This window comes from Streptomyces argenteolus (assembly GCF_042902585.1).
Classification (GTDB): domain Bacteria; phylum Actinomycetota; class Actinomycetes; order Streptomycetales; family Streptomycetaceae; genus Streptomyces; species Streptomyces argenteolus.
In genome coordinates, this window is the sequence record NZ_JBIBEG010000002.1 from 632175 (window position 1) to 646789 (window position 14615).

Genomic DNA, 14615 nt, shown 5'->3' on the forward strand with positions numbered 1-14615 from the left:
TCCGGTGTGCCTAGGGGAGGGTAACGACCGTCGCGGCGTAGACGAGACCCGCCCCGAAGCCGATGATGAGCGCCGTGTCGCCGCTCTTGGCCTGGCCGGTCGCCAGGAGCCGCTCCATTGCGAGCGGAATCGAGGCGGCCGACGTGTTGCCGGTGGTTTCCACGTCACGGGCGACCGTGACGTGCTCCGGCAGCTTGAGCGTCTTCACCATCGAGTCGATGATCCGCATGTTGGCCTGGTGCGGAATGAAGACATCCAGGTCTTCCGGGGCGATCCCGGCCGCTTCCAGCGCCTGCTGGGCGACCTTCGCCATCTCGAAGACGGCCCAGCGGAAGACCGCCTGGCCCTCCTGCGTGATGGCCGGGAACTTGACCTCGCCCCGCTCGTTGAGCGGCAGGTTCGAGACGTCGCCGATGTGGAAGTCGTTCCACGCGACGGTCTGCTTGATCGTCTCGGACTTGTCGCCCTCGGAGCCCCAGACGGTGGGGCCGATGGCCGGCTCCTGGGACGGGCCGACCACGACCGCGCCCGCGCCGTCGCCGAACAGGAAGGCCGTCGCGCGGTCCTCCAGGTCGGTGAGGTCGCTGAGCCGCTCGACACCGATGACGAGTACGTACTCCGCCGAGCCCTCGACGATCATGCCCTTGGCGAGCGTGAGGCCGTAGCCGAAGCCCGCGCAGCCGGCCGAGATGTCGAAGGCGGCGGGCTTGCCCGCGCCGATCCGGTGCGCGATGTCCGTCGCCACGGCGGGGGTCTGCTTGAAGTGCGAGACGGTGGAGACGATGACTCCGCCGATCTGCTCAGGAGTGATCCCGGCGTCCGCGATCGCCTTGCCGGAGGCCTCCACCGACATCATGGACACGGTCTCCTCGTCGGAGGCCCAGTGCCGGGTGGCGATACCGGAGCGGGAGCGGATCCACTCGTCGGACGAGTCGATCGTCTCGAGGATCACCTCGTTGGGCACGACCCGGGTCGGGCGGTAGCCGCCGACACCGATGATCCGTGCGTACGGGGCGCCCTTGCTGGGCTTGATCTTCGACATGCTCTCGGGCTCCTCAGGCGCTCGCGTGCTCGGAGATGAGCGCGCGGGCCGCGTCTAGGTCGTCGGGGGTCTTGAGCGCGAGGGTCCGTACACCGGGCATCGCGCGCTTGGCGAGCCCGACGAGGGTGCCACCGGGCGCGGCCTCGATGAGGGCCGTGACGCCGAGCTCCTTGAAGGTCTCCATGCACAGGTCCCAGCGGACCGGGTTGGCGACCTGGCCGACGAGCCGGGAGATGACCTCGCTGCCGTCGGAGACCGTCTTCCCGTCGGCGTTGGACACGTACGTCACCTTCGGGTCGGTGACGGTCAGCGCGGTGGCGGCGGCACGCAGCTTCTCCACGGCCGGGGCCATGTGGTGCGTGTGGAAGGCACCGGCGACCTTGAGCGGCACCACGCGGCGCACACCCTCGGGCATGTCCTCCGTCAGCGCCGTGATCTGCGCGGCGGTGCCGGCGGCGACGATCTGGCCGCTTCCGTTGACGTTGGCCGGGGTGAGCCCCAGCTTCTCCAGGTGCGGGACGGTGACCTCGGGGTCTCCGCCGAGCAGCGCGGCCATGCCCGTCTCCGTGACCGCGGCGGCCTCGGCCATGCCGAGCCCCCGGGTGCGGACGAAGCTGAGCGCGGCCTCGTGGCCGATGACGCCGGCGAGCGCGGCGGCGGTGATCTCACCGACGCTGTGGCCCGCGACGACGGCGGGCGAGGCGTCCAGCGCGGTGGCCGAGAGGAGACCGGCGGCCACCAGCAGCGGCTGTGCCACCGCCGTGTCGCGGATCTCGTCGGCGTCGGCCTTCGTGCCGTAGTGGGCAAGGTCGAGTCCGATGGCGTCGGACCATCCCGCGACGAGGTCTGCGGCGCCGGGGAGTTCGAGCCAGGGAGTCAGGAAGCCGGGCGTCTGAGCGCCTTGGCCGGGAGCGACGAGTACGAGCACCCTCACACTCTCTCTTGTGGACGGCCCTGAACGCCCGTGGGGACAGGGACGAAGAACCGTCAGGGGAATTGTTGAAGTTCGACAAAAGTCTAGGACTGGGTGTCACCCGCGGCCAAGCGCCCCAGGATGAGGGCGATCCGCAGCGTGAACGCGGAACGGACGTCGGAAGGTGACCATCCGGTGACGTCGGTCACACGTCGCAGCCGGTAGCGCACGGTATTGGGGTGCACGAAAAGCATCCGCGCCGCGCCTTCGAGGCTGCTCGCTTGCTCCAGATACACACTCAGCGTCTCCAGAAGTGCCGAACCCGCTTCTTCGAGCGGTCTGTAGATCTCCTCCACCAGCTGATCGCGTGCGGCGGGGTCGCCGGCCATCGCGCGCTCAGGAAGGAGATCGTCCGACAGTACGGGGCGCGGAGCGTCCTGCCACGCCGAGCACGCCCGCAGACCGGCCGCCGCGGCCTGCGCGGACCGGGTGGCCGCCAGCAGGTCGGGGACCACCGGGCCGGCCACGACGGGGCCGGCCGCATACGGGCCGATCAGCGACTTCGCGACGTTCAGGGGGTTGTCGCTGCCGCCCGCGATCACCACCAGACGGTGGCCGAGCACCCCGGTCAGCACCTGGAGTTTGGCGTGTCTGGCCGCCCGCCGGATGGCCTCCACGGTGAGCTCGCTGTCTCCGTCGGGAGCCGTGCCGAGCACGACGCACACATGCTCGGGAGAGTTCCAGCCGAGCGCGGCGGCCCGGGACACGGCGCCCTCGTCGGCCTCGCCCGAGAGCACGGCGTTGACGACGAGCGACTCCAGACGGGCGTCCCACGCGCCGCGGGCCTCGGCGGCCTGGGCGTAGACCTGCGCGGTCGCGAAGGCGATCTCGCGCGCGTAGACGAGCAGCGCCTCGCGCAGCACCGACTCGTCGCCCGGCGCCGCGACCTCCTCGATCGCGGTCTCCATGACCTCGATCGTCGTACGCACCATCTCGACGGTCTGCCGCAGGGTGATGGCCCTCGTGAGCTCGCGCGGAGCCGTGCCGAACACGTCGGTGGAGATGGCCTGCGGGGTCTCCGGATACCGGAACCATTCGGTGAACGCGGCGATACCGGCCTGGGCGACCAGGCCGATCCAGGACCGGTTCTCCGGTGGCATGGCCCGGTACCACGGCAGAGTCTCGTCCATGCGGGCGATGGCGTTGGCGGCCAGCCGGCCGGAGGACTGCTCCAGCCGTTTCAGGGTGGCGGCGTGGAGGTGGGCGTCATGCGAGGCGGGCTGCTCAGGATCGGGTCGGGGCACGGACACAAGACTGCCTTATCCGGGCAGGTGCCCGGAGGGGCGGGGCGGCAGGTCGGCCGACGGGGATACCGTGGGTACGTGATGGACGTACGCCGCTCCGGCGACCGCTTCCGCGGCGGGGACCCGGCCACGGGTGACTCCGCGGGCATCGAGACGCTGCACGCCTTCTCCTTCGGACGGTTCTACGACCCGGACAATCTGCGCTTCGGGCCGATCCTCGCCTGCAACGAGGAGCACCTCGCTCCCGGCGCCGGTTTCGACGAGCATCCGCACAGCCACACCGAGATCGTCACCTGGGTGGTGGAGGGCGAGCTCACCCACCGCGACTCGGCGGGCCACGCCACCGTGGTGCGCGCCGGTGACGTCCAGCACCTCAGTTCGGCTGCCGGGGTACGGCACGTCGAGCGCAACGACGGGGACCGCCCGCTCACCTTCGTGCAGATGTGGCTGGCCCCGCTGGAACCCGGCGGTGAGCCCTCGTACACGCATGTCGCGGGGATAGCCGACTCCACGCCGTACGCCCTGCCCGAGGCGGGGGCGATGCTGCACGTGCGCCGCCGGCCCGAAGGCGAGCGCATCGGCGTTCCGGACGCGGCGGGCGTCTACGTCCACGTCGTGCGCGGCGAGGTGCGGCTCGGAGGGGAGCGGCTGGGGGAGGGGGACTCGGCGCGGATCACGGACGCCGACGGCCTGGAGCTCCTGGTGCTGCGGGACACCGAGGTGCTGATGTGGGAGCTCGGCGCGGTGTGAGGTGTGTGGCGGGGCAGGGTCCACCGGCGGCGGCGCACTTCATCCGCGCCTCGAAGCCTGGCCGGAGAGGGGACTCGGGCGGCACGCCCGGCCGGTTGAACCTCTTGTCCACCGGCCGGTGGACAAGAGGGGTGGGGCTACCGGCCGGGAAAGCCGCCTGACGACGGCCTTCCCGGCCGGTTCACTCGGCTTTCAGGTCGCCCGCGATCATGGACGTGGTGGAAGACAGACGGCCGATGCCTTTCTGTACCTCGCGTATGCCGGCGGAGGCCCGGGGCTGGTCATCCGCCTCGGCTCCGGCGACGCATTCGTTGCCGCCGTCCTCGAAGAGTGTCAGGGCTTCCTTCCAGAATCCCTCGGCGTTCTCACTCGGGATGGCGTCGAGCTCCTCGGCCTCTGCCACCTCGGTCAGCAGCTCCTTGCAGGCAGCGCCCCAGGTGTCCATCGGGCGCACACTCACCTCGTTGACCCTGCTCGAGGCTTCGGAGAGTGCCTTGATGCTCTTCTCGCCCCCGGAGGAATACCAGTCCTCCAGACTCTCGCCCGAGGACGAGCCACAGCCGACGAGCAGCGCCCCGGTGGCGACGACGGTGCTGAGTAAACGGACATGGATACGCATGTAGCCCCCTTGTTCGGTCGTGGGGATGCTGCCAGGAATCACCTGACCAGGCACGGCAAACGAGGGAACTGCGGGCCGCCGCCCAGGATCCGCACGCGCCCTTCCCGTCCGTCCGTGTCCGCCTGTCCGGATGCTCCGTCCGGAGCCTTCGGCCGGAGGCCTCAGGAGCGGCGGCGCAGCGTCTCGGAACCCGCGTACCGGGCGCCGGCGCCCAGTTCCTCCTCGATGCGGATGAGCTGGTTGTACTTGGCGGTGCGGTCGGAGCGGGAGAGCGACCCGGTCTTGATCTGGCCGCAGCCCGTGGCCACGGCCAGGTCCGCGATCGTGGTGTCCTCGGTCTCGCCCGAGCGGTGGGACATGACGACGGTCCAGCCGGCCCGGTGGGCGGTGTCCACGGTGGCCAGGGCCTCCGTCAGGGTGCCGATCTGATTGACCTTCACCAGGACCGAGTTGGCGACGTCGGAGCGGATCCCCTCCCGCAGGATGGCTTCGTTCGTGCAGAACACGTCGTCGCCGGTGAGCTGGCAGCGCGCACCGACCCGGGCGGTCAGGTCCCGCCACCCCTCCAGGTCGTCCTCGGCCATCGGGTCCTCGATCGAGACGATCGGGTACGCGTCGATCAGCTTGACCAGGTAGTCGGCCTGTTCGGCGGAGGTGCGCCGGACGCCCTCCCCGGTGTAGTCGTAGACGCCGTCGCGGAAGAACTCGGACGTGGCCGGGTCCATGACCAGGCCGATGTCCGTGCCCGGCCGGTACCCCGTGCGTTCGACGGCGGCCATGACGAAGTCGAGGGCCTCCTCGGCGGTGCCGAGGGCGGGGGCGAAGCCGCCCTCGTCGCCCACGCCCGTGGAGTGCCCGGCGGCCAGCAGGTCGCGGCGCAGGGTGTGGAAGATCTCCGAGCCCATCCGCACGGCCTCGGCGAAGGTCTCCGCACCGATCGGGGCGATCATGAACTCCTGGAAGTCCAGCGGGTTGTCGGCGTGCGCGCCCCCGTTGACGATGTTCATCATCGGTACGGGCAGCAGCCGGGCGCCGGAGCCGCCGAGGTAGCGGTAGAGCGGCAGCCGGTGGGCGGCTGCCGCGGCCTTCGCGGAGGCCAGCGAGACCCCGAGGATCGCGTTGGCTCCGAGCCTGGACTTGGTGGGGGTGCCGTCCGTGGCGACGAGGACGGCGTCGAGGCCGGCCTGGTCCTCGGCCTCGCGGCCGATGACGGCCGACGCGAGTTCCGTGTTGACGTGGCGTACCGCCTGGTCGACGCCCTTGCCGTGCCAGCGGGCCGGGTCGCCGTCGCGGAGTTCGACGGCCTCGCGGGCTCCGGTCGAGGCGCCGGAGGGGACCGCGGCGCGGCCGACGGATCCGTCCGCGAGCCGCACGTCCACCTCGACGGTGGGGTTGCCCCTGCTGTCGAGGACGCGGCGGCCGGTGACGGAGGTGATGGCGGTCATGGGAGACCTTCCCGTTCGCATACGTGCCGGGGTCCGGCTGCGGCGACGGTGGCGCTGAACCCGGCATCAAAAACTCTACAGCATTGCTGTTCAGTTGTGCTGTACAGCTCTGCTGTAGAACTGTGCTGCGTTAAAGTTCGGTATGCCCCTTCCGGAATCCGCCACCGTCGCGGCCGAGCTGCGTACCGCGATGGGAAAGCTCACCCGGCGCGTGAAGCTGGAGGACCAGATGCCCCTGGGGCAGGTGGCCGTCCTCGGTGCGCTGGACCGCAGTGGTGCGATGACGACCAGCGACCTGGCGGCCGACCAGCGGGTGCGCCCCCAGTCCATGGCCCGGGCCGTCGGCCTGCTCATGGAACAGGGGCTGATCACGCGTCGCGCGCATCCGACCGACGGCCGCAAGAGCCTGGTCGAGCTCTCCTCCGCGGGGCGCGCGCTCCTGGAGGAGGAGCGGGAGCGCAGGGCGGACTGGCTCGCGCGGGCGATCGAGGCGGAACTGACCGAAGAGGAACGGGAGTTGCTGGCGCGGGCGATCGGCCTGGTGGAGCGGCTCGCGGCGCACCAGGCACCTTCGGCGGACGTAGCCCTCGGATAGCTGCCGGACGCCGCCACTGTGCCGATCGGGCCGCCCGTGACGCCGTCGGCCTCCTGTCCGAGCCGGTCCGTACCCGCGCTGCCCTTCCGGGGCCGGGGCCGACCGTGCGTACAGGAGCGGCCGCCCGCTGGAAGTGAATCCAGGAGCGGCCGCGGGAGGCTGATCGAGCCCGGCGGGTACTGCGCGGCGGTGGGTCAGATGTGGCCGAAGAAGATGCTGCCCGGGGCTTCGGGGTCGTTGGACAGGAAGTGCTCGCGGACCGCGCGGATGAACTCGTGGCGGGAGATCGCCCCGTCTCCATCGGTGTCGAGCCTGGTGAACAGCTCCATCGTCTCCGGCGAAGCGTCCTTCCAGATGTCCCGCATCAGACGGACGAACTCGTCCTTGCTGATCTCGTTGTCGCCGTCGGTGTCGATGACGTCGAAGATCGCGTGGCCGCCACCCTCGGTCACGTTGAGGCGGCTGGTGTCGATGACCGCGAGACGGTTGGCGGTGACGAACTGGTCCTTGGTGAGCCGATCCCCGTCCACGCCCGAGTGGCGCAGCAGCTCCAGCCAGTAGATCTGGCTGAAGGTCTGCAATGCCCTGGCCCGCCGGTCGTCCTTGGAGAGGCGGTAACCCTGGATGTAGCGGTCGGCGAGCTTCTGGTAGTCCGACCAGTCGAGGTAGCCGTCCTGGTTGGAGTCCATCTGGTCGAAGGTGCGCTCAAGCTTGACGGTGATGATGTCCTGCGCCGCAGTGGTCATGGGGTGCCCCTTTACGTGATCAGATCTGCTGACCCGTTCAGGTTGGCCCGCGGCTGTCCAGCAGGGGGCGAAATGCCTAGTTGATCACCCGATTCAGTGATCACTTTCTGTCCGGCTCACGGGCCCGGCCTGGCCGCCCGTTGCGCGCTCGCCGGCAGCCCGATCGGGGCGGCGCGGCTGTGCGGGAGGTCCGCAGGTCAGGATCTTCTCCCAGAACACCTCGTCACGCCATGCGCCGTCGGCGTAGAAGTGGTCATGGGCGATGCCCCAGGAGCTGAATCCGTGCCTGCGGAGGATCGCCTGGGACGCGAGGTTCTCCAGCTGGGTGTGCGCCTCCAGCCGGTGCAGCTTCAGCTCGTCCTCGGCGACCCGCACCGCGAGGCCGACGGCACGGCTCGTGTGCCCGAGCCCTTGGTGGAGCGAGGAGACCCAGTAGCCGAGGAACCCCTTCTGGAACGGGCCGCGCAGGATCGAACTGATGGTGACCTGCCCGATGACTTCCTTGTCCGAGACCACGACTCCGGGCCATGTCAGCCCTCTGTCGTGGGCGATCAGCAGGCCGTCGATCACCGAGGCCTGCCCGTCGGGCATGTAGTACTCCTTACGGCCTCTCGGGCAGCCAGCGTGCGTACGCCTGCCTGTCCCGATGCAGCAGGCCGGCGAGCACGGGGGCGTCGGAGAGCTCGCCCAAGCGGATCGACGTGGAGCTCACGGGTGTCCAGCCCTCCCGTCTCAGCCCTGCGCGGTGTCCGCGAGCTTGTCCAGTTCGCGCATCGCCTGGGCGTGCGCGCTCATCCGGCGGGTCACGGTGCCGATGGTGAACAGGGACCCGCCGGCGACCGAGACCGGTACGGACAGTCCGAGCACACCCAGGACCTCCGGCCAGTCGCGCTCCTGCTGGCAGTAATCCCCGTGCCTCGTGCCGTCGTTGGCGGTGCCCCACTCGGTGAAGAGCCGGGACTCGCACTCGTCGGGGTACTTGTCGTCCGGCTTCCGGTCCGCCGTGTACGGCGTCAGCAGCAGGACGCCCACCCAGACCCACAGGACCGCCGCCAGGGACAGCAGCACCAGTCCCCACGTACGTGTCCTTCCCGCCCGCTCGCGGAAGTCGAGGTCGAACTCACGTGATCGCATAGCGGCCGAATCTAGCGGAGCTCAGCCACGGGCGGCTCGCCGGGCGGCGCGGGGGAACGATCAGTTCGAGCGGCTCCGCAGCCAGTCGTCCAGGGTCGCGAAGTCCGCCTCGGTCAGGCCCCGCCATGCCTCGACCCGGTGCAGCAGTGCCTGGCCGGGGTGGTGCGCCACCACCCAGGACCGGTCGATGTCCGTGATCTCGTCGTCGACCCAGACGAAGGGGCGCCCATCCGCCCACGCCACGAGCCCCGGAGTCTTCCAGTGCAGCCCGGACGGCCCTTCGTCGAAGGGTGGATCCGGCCAGTTCACCACGGGCAGTTCCGGCAGCCCGAGCCACGGCGTGAGGTACGTGTTCGCGTCCGCCATCCATGTCGTGGCCCACACCAGCTCGCAGGGCAGGGCCAGCAACCGGGAGCCCTGGCCTGGATCGACCCGGTTGACCAGCGGATTCGCGGCGGCTTCCCCGAGGCCGCGCCCCGCGTCGAAGACGGGATAGCCGTCCGGGAGCTGAGCCCGGGTCGCCCCGAAGGGGATGAGCGGGCCGTCGACGTCGAGGAAGAGGAGAGGCAGCCTGGTGCGGGTCACGCCTGCACGGTAGCTGCCTGTGTCTGTCCTCAAGGGCTCCGGCGGCTCAGCGGAGGCCGTCCACGAACGCCTGCCAGGCGTCGGCACCCACGACGACCACGGGCCCGGACGGGTTCTTGCTGTCACGGACGGGGACGGATGCGGCGCAGCCGTCGGCTACCTCGACGCATTCGCCGCCGGTACTTCCGCTGTACGAGGACTTCCGCCAGGCGGCGCCGCCGGTGACGGTGCACTCGACGCAGTCGCCGCCGGTGCTCCCGCTGTAGCTGGACTTACGCCACGGCGCGCTCTTCGAGTTCGGGCCGGTTGCCATAACGCTCCTCCATCACACGGGCGATCAGTGCCGCGGAGTCCTCGATAGAGAGGGCTGCGGCCTGCAAGTGAGCGTAACGGCGCGCGGCCTCTCTGACGGTCTCGGGGCTGGCGGTCATGTGGCCGGAGATCAGGTCTTCCGTGTAGATCAGATCCGGGTCGCCGTCGAAGCGCAAGAGGTTAAACGCCCCGTCCAGACTTGTGTGTTCACCCGCATCGAAGGGCAGCACCTGAATCCTCATCCACCGGTGCCGGGAGAAGTCCAACAAGCGGGCCAGTTGGTTCCGCATGACCACGCGGCCACCGATCGGCCGGTGCAGCACCGCCTCGTCCAGAACCGCCCAGGCCAGCGGCGGCTGTTCGCGTTCCAGGATGCGCTGGCGCTCCATCCTGGCCGCGACCTGTCCGCTCAAGTCGTCGGGCATGCCGGTGGCCAGTACCGCCCGCGCGTACTCCTCCGTCTGCAACAGCCCGTAGACCAACTGCGCCTGATACGTGGAGATGTACGTAGCCCGCGCCTCCATCTCCGCGTACGGCTGGAACCAGGTCGGCAGTTGGCTCCGCAGGACCAGGCCGACCAGGCGCGAGAACACCCCGTCCGTGCCGAGCGCGGCGTCCAGGCGCTCGGAGAAGTCGCGGGGGGGACCTTCTTCGTCGTCTCGATCTGGCCGATCAGCGAGCCCGTACAGAAGATGATCTCGCCGAGCTGGCCCTGCCGCAGCCCGTGGGCCTCCCGTTGACGGCGTAGCTCCCAGCCGTAGTAGTCCAGCGGGGACGCGCTCGGGTCGAGTGACTGCACGTTGGCCACGGCGGGATGCCTCTCCGTCCAACGCCTGGCGGCGTTCGTTTCAGGCCGTAGCCGAGAGTAGTCAACGCACTGCACGCTGGTGACATGAATCACGTATCCGATACCCGGACCGGTGACCCCGAGGACGCGGTCTACCGTGCCGACCTCGCGATGGGCGAGCACTCCGCCCGCCACCTCCGCCGCATCCTGCGGCTGTACCTCACCGTCTGGCGCCTGCTCGACGTGGCGGACGCGGCGGAGCTCGCGCTCACCGAGCTCATCGCCAACGTCGTCCGGCACGTCCCGGGGCGTCGCTGCCAGACCCTGATCTACCACCTCCAGGAGGAAGGAGGGGTGCGGGTGGAGGTCGCGGACGCCTCGCCCCTGCTGCCCCGCGCCGTCGCCGGGGCCCTGCTGGACGAGGGCGGGCGGGGGCTGCTGCTGGTCGACGCCGTCACCGACGCCTGGGGCGTGGAGGAGCGGCGCGACGGATGCGGGAAGACCGTGTGGTTCGAGTGCTTCGGGGCGAGGGCGGCTCAGCGGGAGGCGCGGAGCTCCGCGAGGACCGCGTCGGTGAAGGGTGTCCAGACCTCCGCCGCCCACGGGCCGAACGCCCGGTCCGTCAGGGCGACGCAGGCCGCGCCCGCCGCCGGGTCGATCCAGAGGAACGTGCCGGACTGGCCGAAGTGGCCGAAGGCGGCCGGCGAGGAGGAGAGCCCCGTCCAGTGCGGCGCCTTGGAGTCGCGGATCTCGAAGCCGAGGCCCCAGTCGTTGGGATTCTGATGGCCGTAGCCGGGGAGCACGCCCTTGAGGCCGGGGTGCACCACGGTCTGCGCCTCCAGCACCGTACGCGGGTCGAGCAGGCGCGGGGCCTGCACCTCGGCGGCGAAGCGGACCAGGTCGTCCACGGTCGAGACGCCGTCCTTGGCCGGGGAGCCCTCCACCGTCGTCGAGGTCATGCCCAGGGGCTCCAGGACCGCCTGGCGCACGTACTCGGCGAAGGGAATCTCCGTGGCCTTCGCGATGTGGTCCCCGAGCACCTCGAAGCCGGCGTTCGAGTACAGCCTGCGGGTGCCGGGAGGCGCGGTCACCCGGTGCTCGTCGAAGGCCAGTCCGCTGGTGTGGGCGAGGAGATGGCGGACGGTCGAGCCCTCGGGGCCGGCCGGTTCGTCCAGCTCGACGGCGCCCTCCTCGTAGGCCACCAGCGCCGCGTAGGCCGCGAGCGGCTTGGTGACGGAGGCCAGCGGAAAGCGGTGCGCGGTGGGACCATGGGTAGCCAGGAGTGTGCCGTCCGAGGTGACGACGGCGGCTGCCGCGGTGGGGACGGGCCAGTTCTCGATCATCGCCAGGCTCTGCATGCGTACGAGCCTAACGGGAACCCGAAAGCGAGATCGCCCCTGATATTGCTTGCTTGGAGTGCACTCCAACGTTCTAGCGTGGAGGACATGACGGTGATGGAGAGCATTTCCGCACGTACGGACACCTGCGCTTCGGCCCCGGAGGCGCACCCGCGCCCCGAGGGCCAGGACCACTACACCATCAGCGAGGTCGTCGCCTTCAGCGGACTCACCGCCCACACGCTGCGGTGGTACGAGCGGATCGGGCTCATGCCGCACATCGACCGCTCGCACACCGGGCAGCGCCGTTTCAGCAACCGGGACCTGGACTGGCTGGCCTTCATCGGCAAGCTCAGGCTGACCGGGATGCCGGTCGCCGACATGGTCCGGTACGCGGAGCTGGTCCGCGAGGGCGACCACACCTTCGCCGAACGGCAGGGGCTGCTGGAGTCGACGCGGCGCGACGTGAAGACCCGGATCGCGGAACTCCAGGGCACCCTCGCCGTACTCGACTACAAGATCGATTTCTATGGCGGCGCCCGCACGGCGCCGGAACCGGAAAGGGTCTGACCACATGAGCGACACCGCAAAGATCGCGACCGCACAGCTCGGCAGCGGAGGCCCGCAGGTCGGTGTGCAAGGACTCGGGTGCATGGGCATCAGCGAGTTCTATGGCGACACCGACGAGGCGGCGGCCCGGGACACCCTGGAGGCGGCGCTCGAAGCGGGCGTCACGCTCTTCGACACGGCGGACATCTACGGGCGGGGGGCGAACGAGACGTTCCTCGCGCCGTTCGTCGGGGCGCACCGCGACGAGATCACGCTGGCCACGAAGTTCGCCATCGAGCGGACCGACGACCCGCACTACCGGGGTGTGCGCAACGACCCCGCGTACATCCGTGAGGCCGTCGAGGGCAGCCTGCGGCGGCTGAACACCGACGTCATCGACCTCTACTACATGCACCGCCGTGACCCGCTCGTGCCGTTCGCCGAGTCGGTGGGCGCCATGGCCGAGCTGGTCCGCGAGGGCAAGGTCAGGCAGCTCGGGCTGAGCGAGGTGACCGGGGCCGAGCTCCGCGAGGCGCACGCCGTGCACCCGATAGCCGCCCTCCAGTCGGAGTGGTCGCTCTTCAGCCGGGACGTGGAGCTCAGCGCCGTGCCCGCGGCCGTCGAGCTCGGGGTGACGCTCGTGCCGTACTCGCCGCTCGGCCGGGGCTTCCTGACCGGGGCGTTCGCGGACGCGGCCAAGGACCTTGCGGCCGACGACTTCCGCAAGCACCAGCCGCGCTTCACCGGCGAGAACGCGAAGACGAACTCCGCTCTGCTCGAACCCGTCCACAAGATCGCGGCGGCCCACGGGGCGACGGCCGCACAGGTCGCGCTGGCCTGGGTGCACCAGCGGGCGCAGGTACACGGTCTGCCCGTGGTGCCGATCCCGGGCACCCGCAAGCGCAGCCGCCTCCTGGAGAACCTCGGGGCGACCCGGCTCACCCTGTCCGAGCAGGAGCTGGAGCAGCTGGAGCCCATCGCGGGCCAGGTGGCGGGCGACCGCTACCCGGACATGAGCAACACGGCCACCGCGCGCGAGTAGCGGTCGGGCCATCCGGCTGCCGGGAGCTACTCCCAGGTCGCGGTGTCGGGGTCGATGCCGTGGGCGCGCGCGGCGGCGTCGACGATGCGGCGGAACCACGCGGCGAGGCCGTTCCGGATGCCGTCGTAGTGGGCGGCGAACCCCGGATCGGCCTCGTACCTGCGGGCGAGACAGACCTGCATCGGCCGGGTGAGCGGAAAGAACGAGGAGAAGACCTCGCGGTGCCGCTCGACGAGCCGGTCCGCTTCGGGGGCACCGGGTTCCACGCCTGCGTCCATCGCGTCGGCGAGGGCGCGGTCGAGCTCCGCGACGGCGTCGGCGACGGTCTGCCAGTCGTCCACGTCGCGGGAGGCCGAGCGTTCGGCGTACTGCTGCCACTGCGTCGTGTCCCCGTACGCCTCCCTGGCCCGCGTCGGCCAGTCAGGGTCCCATCCGGGGCCGAAGACCGTGGCCTGCTGCCCGGCCGTCAGCAGCAGACCGCGCTCGTGCGCCTCGATCATCCGGTCCAGCCCGGCGCCGAGCCCTTGGAGGCGTTCGATCCGTTCGGCGACCTGGGCGCGCTGGGCGCGCAACGCGCCGGGCACGTCCACGGCCGAGTCGTCCAGGACGGCCCGGATCCTGTCCAGACCGAGACCGGTCTCGCGGTACACGACGATGCGGTGCAGTCGTTCCAGGTCGGTGGCGGTGTAGAGCCGGTAACCGGCAACCGTGCGCAGCGACGGCCGCGCCAGACCGATCTCGTCCCAGTGGTGCAGCGCGCGGACCGTCACGCCCAGACGTGCCGACACCTGACCGACGGTCAGGCCGTCGGCGTCAGAGGGCGCGGGGCTGCTCACCCTGGGCGTCCCCGCCGACGTCCGGTGCGGTGATCCCGATCGATTCAAGGTTCCGGGCCTCCTGGCTCGCGGGGTCGTAGGGTTTCGCCGCGGTGAAGACGATCCGTGCGTTCTCAGGGGTGACGACCGTGACGTCGCGGGTGTTCCAGAAGGTATCCCGTGGGCCGTCGACCGAGTCAGGGCGCAGGGCCCGGCACGCCTCGGCCACGGACCCGACCTCGCTCAGCACGCACGCGAAACTGAAGCTGATCGCCGGTGCCTGCTCCGGGAGGCGCGGCGCGGGGACGCCCGTCTCCGGGACGAGCAGGACGTCCTGGAAGGCCCACCGGCGCAGATGCACGATCGCGCCTGGGCTGCTGAACAGCTCGAAGAACCCGAGTCCGCGCACCCAGAAGTCCACGGACGCCGCCAGATCGCTCGTGGGGATCGTCACGAACGCGGGCATCCCGTAGATGCCGTGGAACGGCTCGGGCGGAACCGCGTCGGGGCCGGGAGTGGGCACGGGGCTGATCTCGAACGCGTTGTAGTAGTCGCTCATGCGCACCACCCTCCGGCCTCACGCCGCGTGAGGGTCAAGCCGTGTCGGCGCACGACGCCGCTCCCACGACGCCGCTCGCGC

17 protein-coding genes and 2 pseudogenes are annotated in these 14615 nt (G+C 70.5%); 5 read left to right on the top strand and 14 right to left on the bottom strand.

Annotation, left to right across the window (positions count from 1 at the left end):
* Positions 1–10: 10 nt before the first annotated feature.
* The 3 genes from ACFY8O_RS09380 to ACFY8O_RS09390 all read right to left on the bottom strand — a co-directional run bounded on the left by ACFY8O_RS09380 (position 11) and on the right by ACFY8O_RS09390 (position 3259).
* On the bottom strand, positions 11–1042 hold the full coding sequence (locus tag ACFY8O_RS09380; protein ID WP_145801700.1) for a ketoacyl-ACP synthase III: 1032 nt from the start codon (positions 1040–1042) through the stop codon (positions 11–13).
* A gap of 13 nt (positions 1043–1055) precedes the next feature.
* Positions 1056–1970, bottom strand: coding sequence for an ACP S-malonyltransferase (locus tag ACFY8O_RS09385; protein WP_387900283.1), 915 nt, complete (start codon positions 1968–1970; stop codon positions 1056–1058).
* 89 nt (positions 1971–2059) lie between these two features.
* On the bottom strand, positions 2060–3259 hold the full coding sequence (locus ACFY8O_RS09390) for a PucR family transcriptional regulator (RefSeq protein WP_167526120.1): 1200 nt from the start codon (positions 3257–3259) through the stop codon (positions 2060–2062).
* Between the two features lie 81 nt (positions 3260–3340).
* On the opposite strand from ACFY8O_RS09390, the gene ACFY8O_RS09395 reads away from it, so the two are divergent.
* Complete coding sequence (locus ACFY8O_RS09395) at positions 3341–4009, top strand: pirin family protein (RefSeq protein ID WP_145802747.1); 669 nt, start codon at positions 3341–3343, stop codon at positions 4007–4009.
* Between the two features lie 181 nt (positions 4010–4190).
* On the opposite strand, the gene ACFY8O_RS09400 is transcribed toward ACFY8O_RS09395, so the two are convergent.
* Positions 4191–4628 carry a hypothetical protein gene (locus ACFY8O_RS09400; protein ID WP_387900286.1) on the bottom strand — a complete coding sequence of 146 codons (438 nt, stop codon included), beginning with the start codon at positions 4626–4628 and terminating at the stop codon, positions 4191–4193.
* 161 nt (positions 4629–4789) lie between these two features.
* On the bottom strand, positions 4790–6073 hold the full coding sequence (gene eno / locus ACFY8O_RS09405) for a phosphopyruvate hydratase (protein ID WP_387900287.1): 1284 nt from the start codon (positions 6071–6073) through the stop codon (positions 4790–4792).
* A gap of 142 nt (positions 6074–6215) precedes the next feature.
* On the opposite strand from eno, the gene ACFY8O_RS09410 reads away from it, so the two are divergent.
* Positions 6216–6668, top strand: coding sequence for a MarR family winged helix-turn-helix transcriptional regulator (locus tag ACFY8O_RS09410; protein WP_387900289.1), 453 nt, complete (start codon positions 6216–6218; stop codon positions 6666–6668).
* Between the two features lie 194 nt (positions 6669–6862).
* Here ACFY8O_RS09410 and ACFY8O_RS09415 read toward each other — a convergent pair whose 3' ends face one another.
* From ACFY8O_RS09415 to ACFY8O_RS09440, 6 genes and pseudogenes are all read right to left on the bottom strand, one after another.
* A complete protein-coding gene (locus ACFY8O_RS09415; RefSeq protein WP_145801706.1) occupies positions 6863–7414 on the bottom strand; it encodes an EF-hand domain-containing protein in 552 nt (183 codons plus the stop codon).
* Between the two features lie 93 nt (positions 7415–7507).
* The gene (locus ACFY8O_RS09420) at positions 7508–8005 is read right to left on the bottom strand and encodes a GNAT family N-acetyltransferase (protein WP_387900291.1); all 498 of its coding nucleotides are present in this window, start codon (positions 8003–8005) and stop codon (positions 7508–7510) included.
* Between the two features lie 141 nt (positions 8006–8146).
* Positions 8147–8548, bottom strand: a complete 402-nt coding sequence (locus tag ACFY8O_RS09425; RefSeq protein ID WP_387900293.1) for a hypothetical protein — start codon at positions 8546–8548, stop codon at positions 8147–8149.
* Between the two features lie 60 nt (positions 8549–8608).
* A complete protein-coding gene (locus ACFY8O_RS09430; protein ID WP_387900295.1) occupies positions 8609–9133 on the bottom strand; it encodes a hypothetical protein in 525 nt (174 codons plus the stop codon).
* Between the two features lie 46 nt (positions 9134–9179).
* Positions 9180–9446 (bottom strand): DUF397 domain-containing protein, encoded by a 267-nt coding sequence (locus ACFY8O_RS09435; RefSeq protein WP_387900297.1) that lies wholly within the window; start codon positions 9444–9446, stop codon positions 9180–9182.
* A pseudogene (locus tag ACFY8O_RS09440) lies at positions 9406–10253 on the bottom strand (helix-turn-helix domain-containing protein). The gene ACFY8O_RS09435 and the pseudogene ACFY8O_RS09440 overlap by 41 nt, the downstream one beginning before the upstream one ends.
* Positions 10254–10403: 150 nt before the next feature.
* Here ACFY8O_RS09440 and ACFY8O_RS09445 point away from each other — a divergent pair.
* Positions 10404–10685: pseudogene (locus tag ACFY8O_RS09445) on the top strand (ATP-binding protein); the annotation flags it as partial.
* An 83-nt stretch (positions 10686–10768) separates the two neighbouring features.
* On the opposite strand, the gene ACFY8O_RS09450 reads toward ACFY8O_RS09445, so the two are convergent.
* Positions 10769–11590: a serine hydrolase domain-containing protein gene (locus ACFY8O_RS09450; protein ID WP_387900299.1), complete on the bottom strand. Its 822-nt coding sequence runs from the start codon at positions 11588–11590 to the stop codon at positions 10769–10771.
* 87 nt (positions 11591–11677) lie between these two features.
* Between ACFY8O_RS09450 and ACFY8O_RS09455 the strand changes: the two genes are divergently transcribed.
* Both ACFY8O_RS09455 and ACFY8O_RS09460 read left to right on the top strand, forming a co-directional pair.
* A complete protein-coding gene (locus tag ACFY8O_RS09455; protein ID WP_145801714.1) occupies positions 11678–12139 on the top strand; it encodes a MerR family transcriptional regulator in 462 nt (153 codons plus the stop codon).
* A 4-nt stretch (positions 12140–12143) separates the two neighbouring features.
* A complete protein-coding gene (locus ACFY8O_RS09460; protein WP_387900301.1) occupies positions 12144–13160 on the top strand; it encodes an aldo/keto reductase in 1017 nt (338 codons plus the stop codon).
* Between the two features lie 26 nt (positions 13161–13186).
* Here the strand turns inward: ACFY8O_RS09460 and ACFY8O_RS09465 are convergent, their stop codons facing one another.
* Complete coding sequence (locus ACFY8O_RS09465; protein ID WP_387900303.1) at positions 13187–13996, bottom strand: MerR family transcriptional regulator; 810 nt, start codon at positions 13994–13996, stop codon at positions 13187–13189.
* Positions 13974–14534, bottom strand: coding sequence for a VOC family protein (locus tag ACFY8O_RS09470; RefSeq protein ID WP_387900305.1), 561 nt, complete (start codon positions 14532–14534; stop codon positions 13974–13976). Before ACFY8O_RS09470 ends, ACFY8O_RS09465 begins: the two co-directional genes overlap by 23 nt.
* Between the last annotated feature and the right edge of the window lie 81 nt (positions 14535–14615).

Bases quoted from the DNA above. Each gene is read 5' to 3' on its own strand.
- ACFY8O_RS09380 (WP_145801700.1), bottom strand. From the start codon at position 1,042: ATGTCGAAGATCAAGCCCAGCAAGGGCGCCCCGTACGCACGGATCATC.
- ACFY8O_RS09395 (WP_145802747.1), top strand. From the start codon at position 3,341: ATGGACGTACGCCGCTCCGGCGACCGCTTCCGCGGCGGGGACCCGGCC.
- ACFY8O_RS09400 (WP_387900286.1), bottom strand. From the start codon at position 4,628: ATGCGTATCCATGTCCGTTTACTCAGCACCGTCGTCGCCACCGGGGCG.
- eno (WP_387900287.1), bottom strand. From the start codon at position 6,073: ATGACCGCCATCACCTCCGTCACCGGCCGCCGCGTCCTCGACAGCAGG.
- ACFY8O_RS09410 (WP_387900289.1), top strand. From the start codon at position 6,216: ATGCCCCTTCCGGAATCCGCCACCGTCGCGGCCGAGCTGCGTACCGCG.
- ACFY8O_RS09415 (WP_145801706.1), bottom strand. From the start codon at position 7,414: ATGACCACTGCGGCGCAGGACATCATCACCGTCAAGCTTGAGCGCACC.
- ACFY8O_RS09420 (WP_387900291.1), bottom strand. From the start codon at position 8,005: ATGCCCGACGGGCAGGCCTCGGTGATCGACGGCCTGCTGATCGCCCAC.
- ACFY8O_RS09425 (WP_387900293.1), bottom strand. From the start codon at position 8,548: ATGCGATCACGTGAGTTCGACCTCGACTTCCGCGAGCGGGCGGGAAGG.
- ACFY8O_RS09435 (WP_387900297.1), bottom strand. From the start codon at position 9,446: ATGGCAACCGGCCCGAACTCGAAGAGCGCGCCGTGGCGTAAGTCCAGC.
- ACFY8O_RS09450 (WP_387900299.1), bottom strand. From the start codon at position 11,590: ATGCAGAGCCTGGCGATGATCGAGAACTGGCCCGTCCCCACCGCGGCA.
- ACFY8O_RS09455 (WP_145801714.1), top strand. From the start codon at position 11,678: ATGACGGTGATGGAGAGCATTTCCGCACGTACGGACACCTGCGCTTCG.
- ACFY8O_RS09460 (WP_387900301.1), top strand. From the start codon at position 12,144: ATGAGCGACACCGCAAAGATCGCGACCGCACAGCTCGGCAGCGGAGGC.
- ACFY8O_RS09470 (WP_387900305.1), bottom strand. From the start codon at position 14,534: ATGAGCGACTACTACAACGCGTTCGAGATCAGCCCCGTGCCCACTCCC.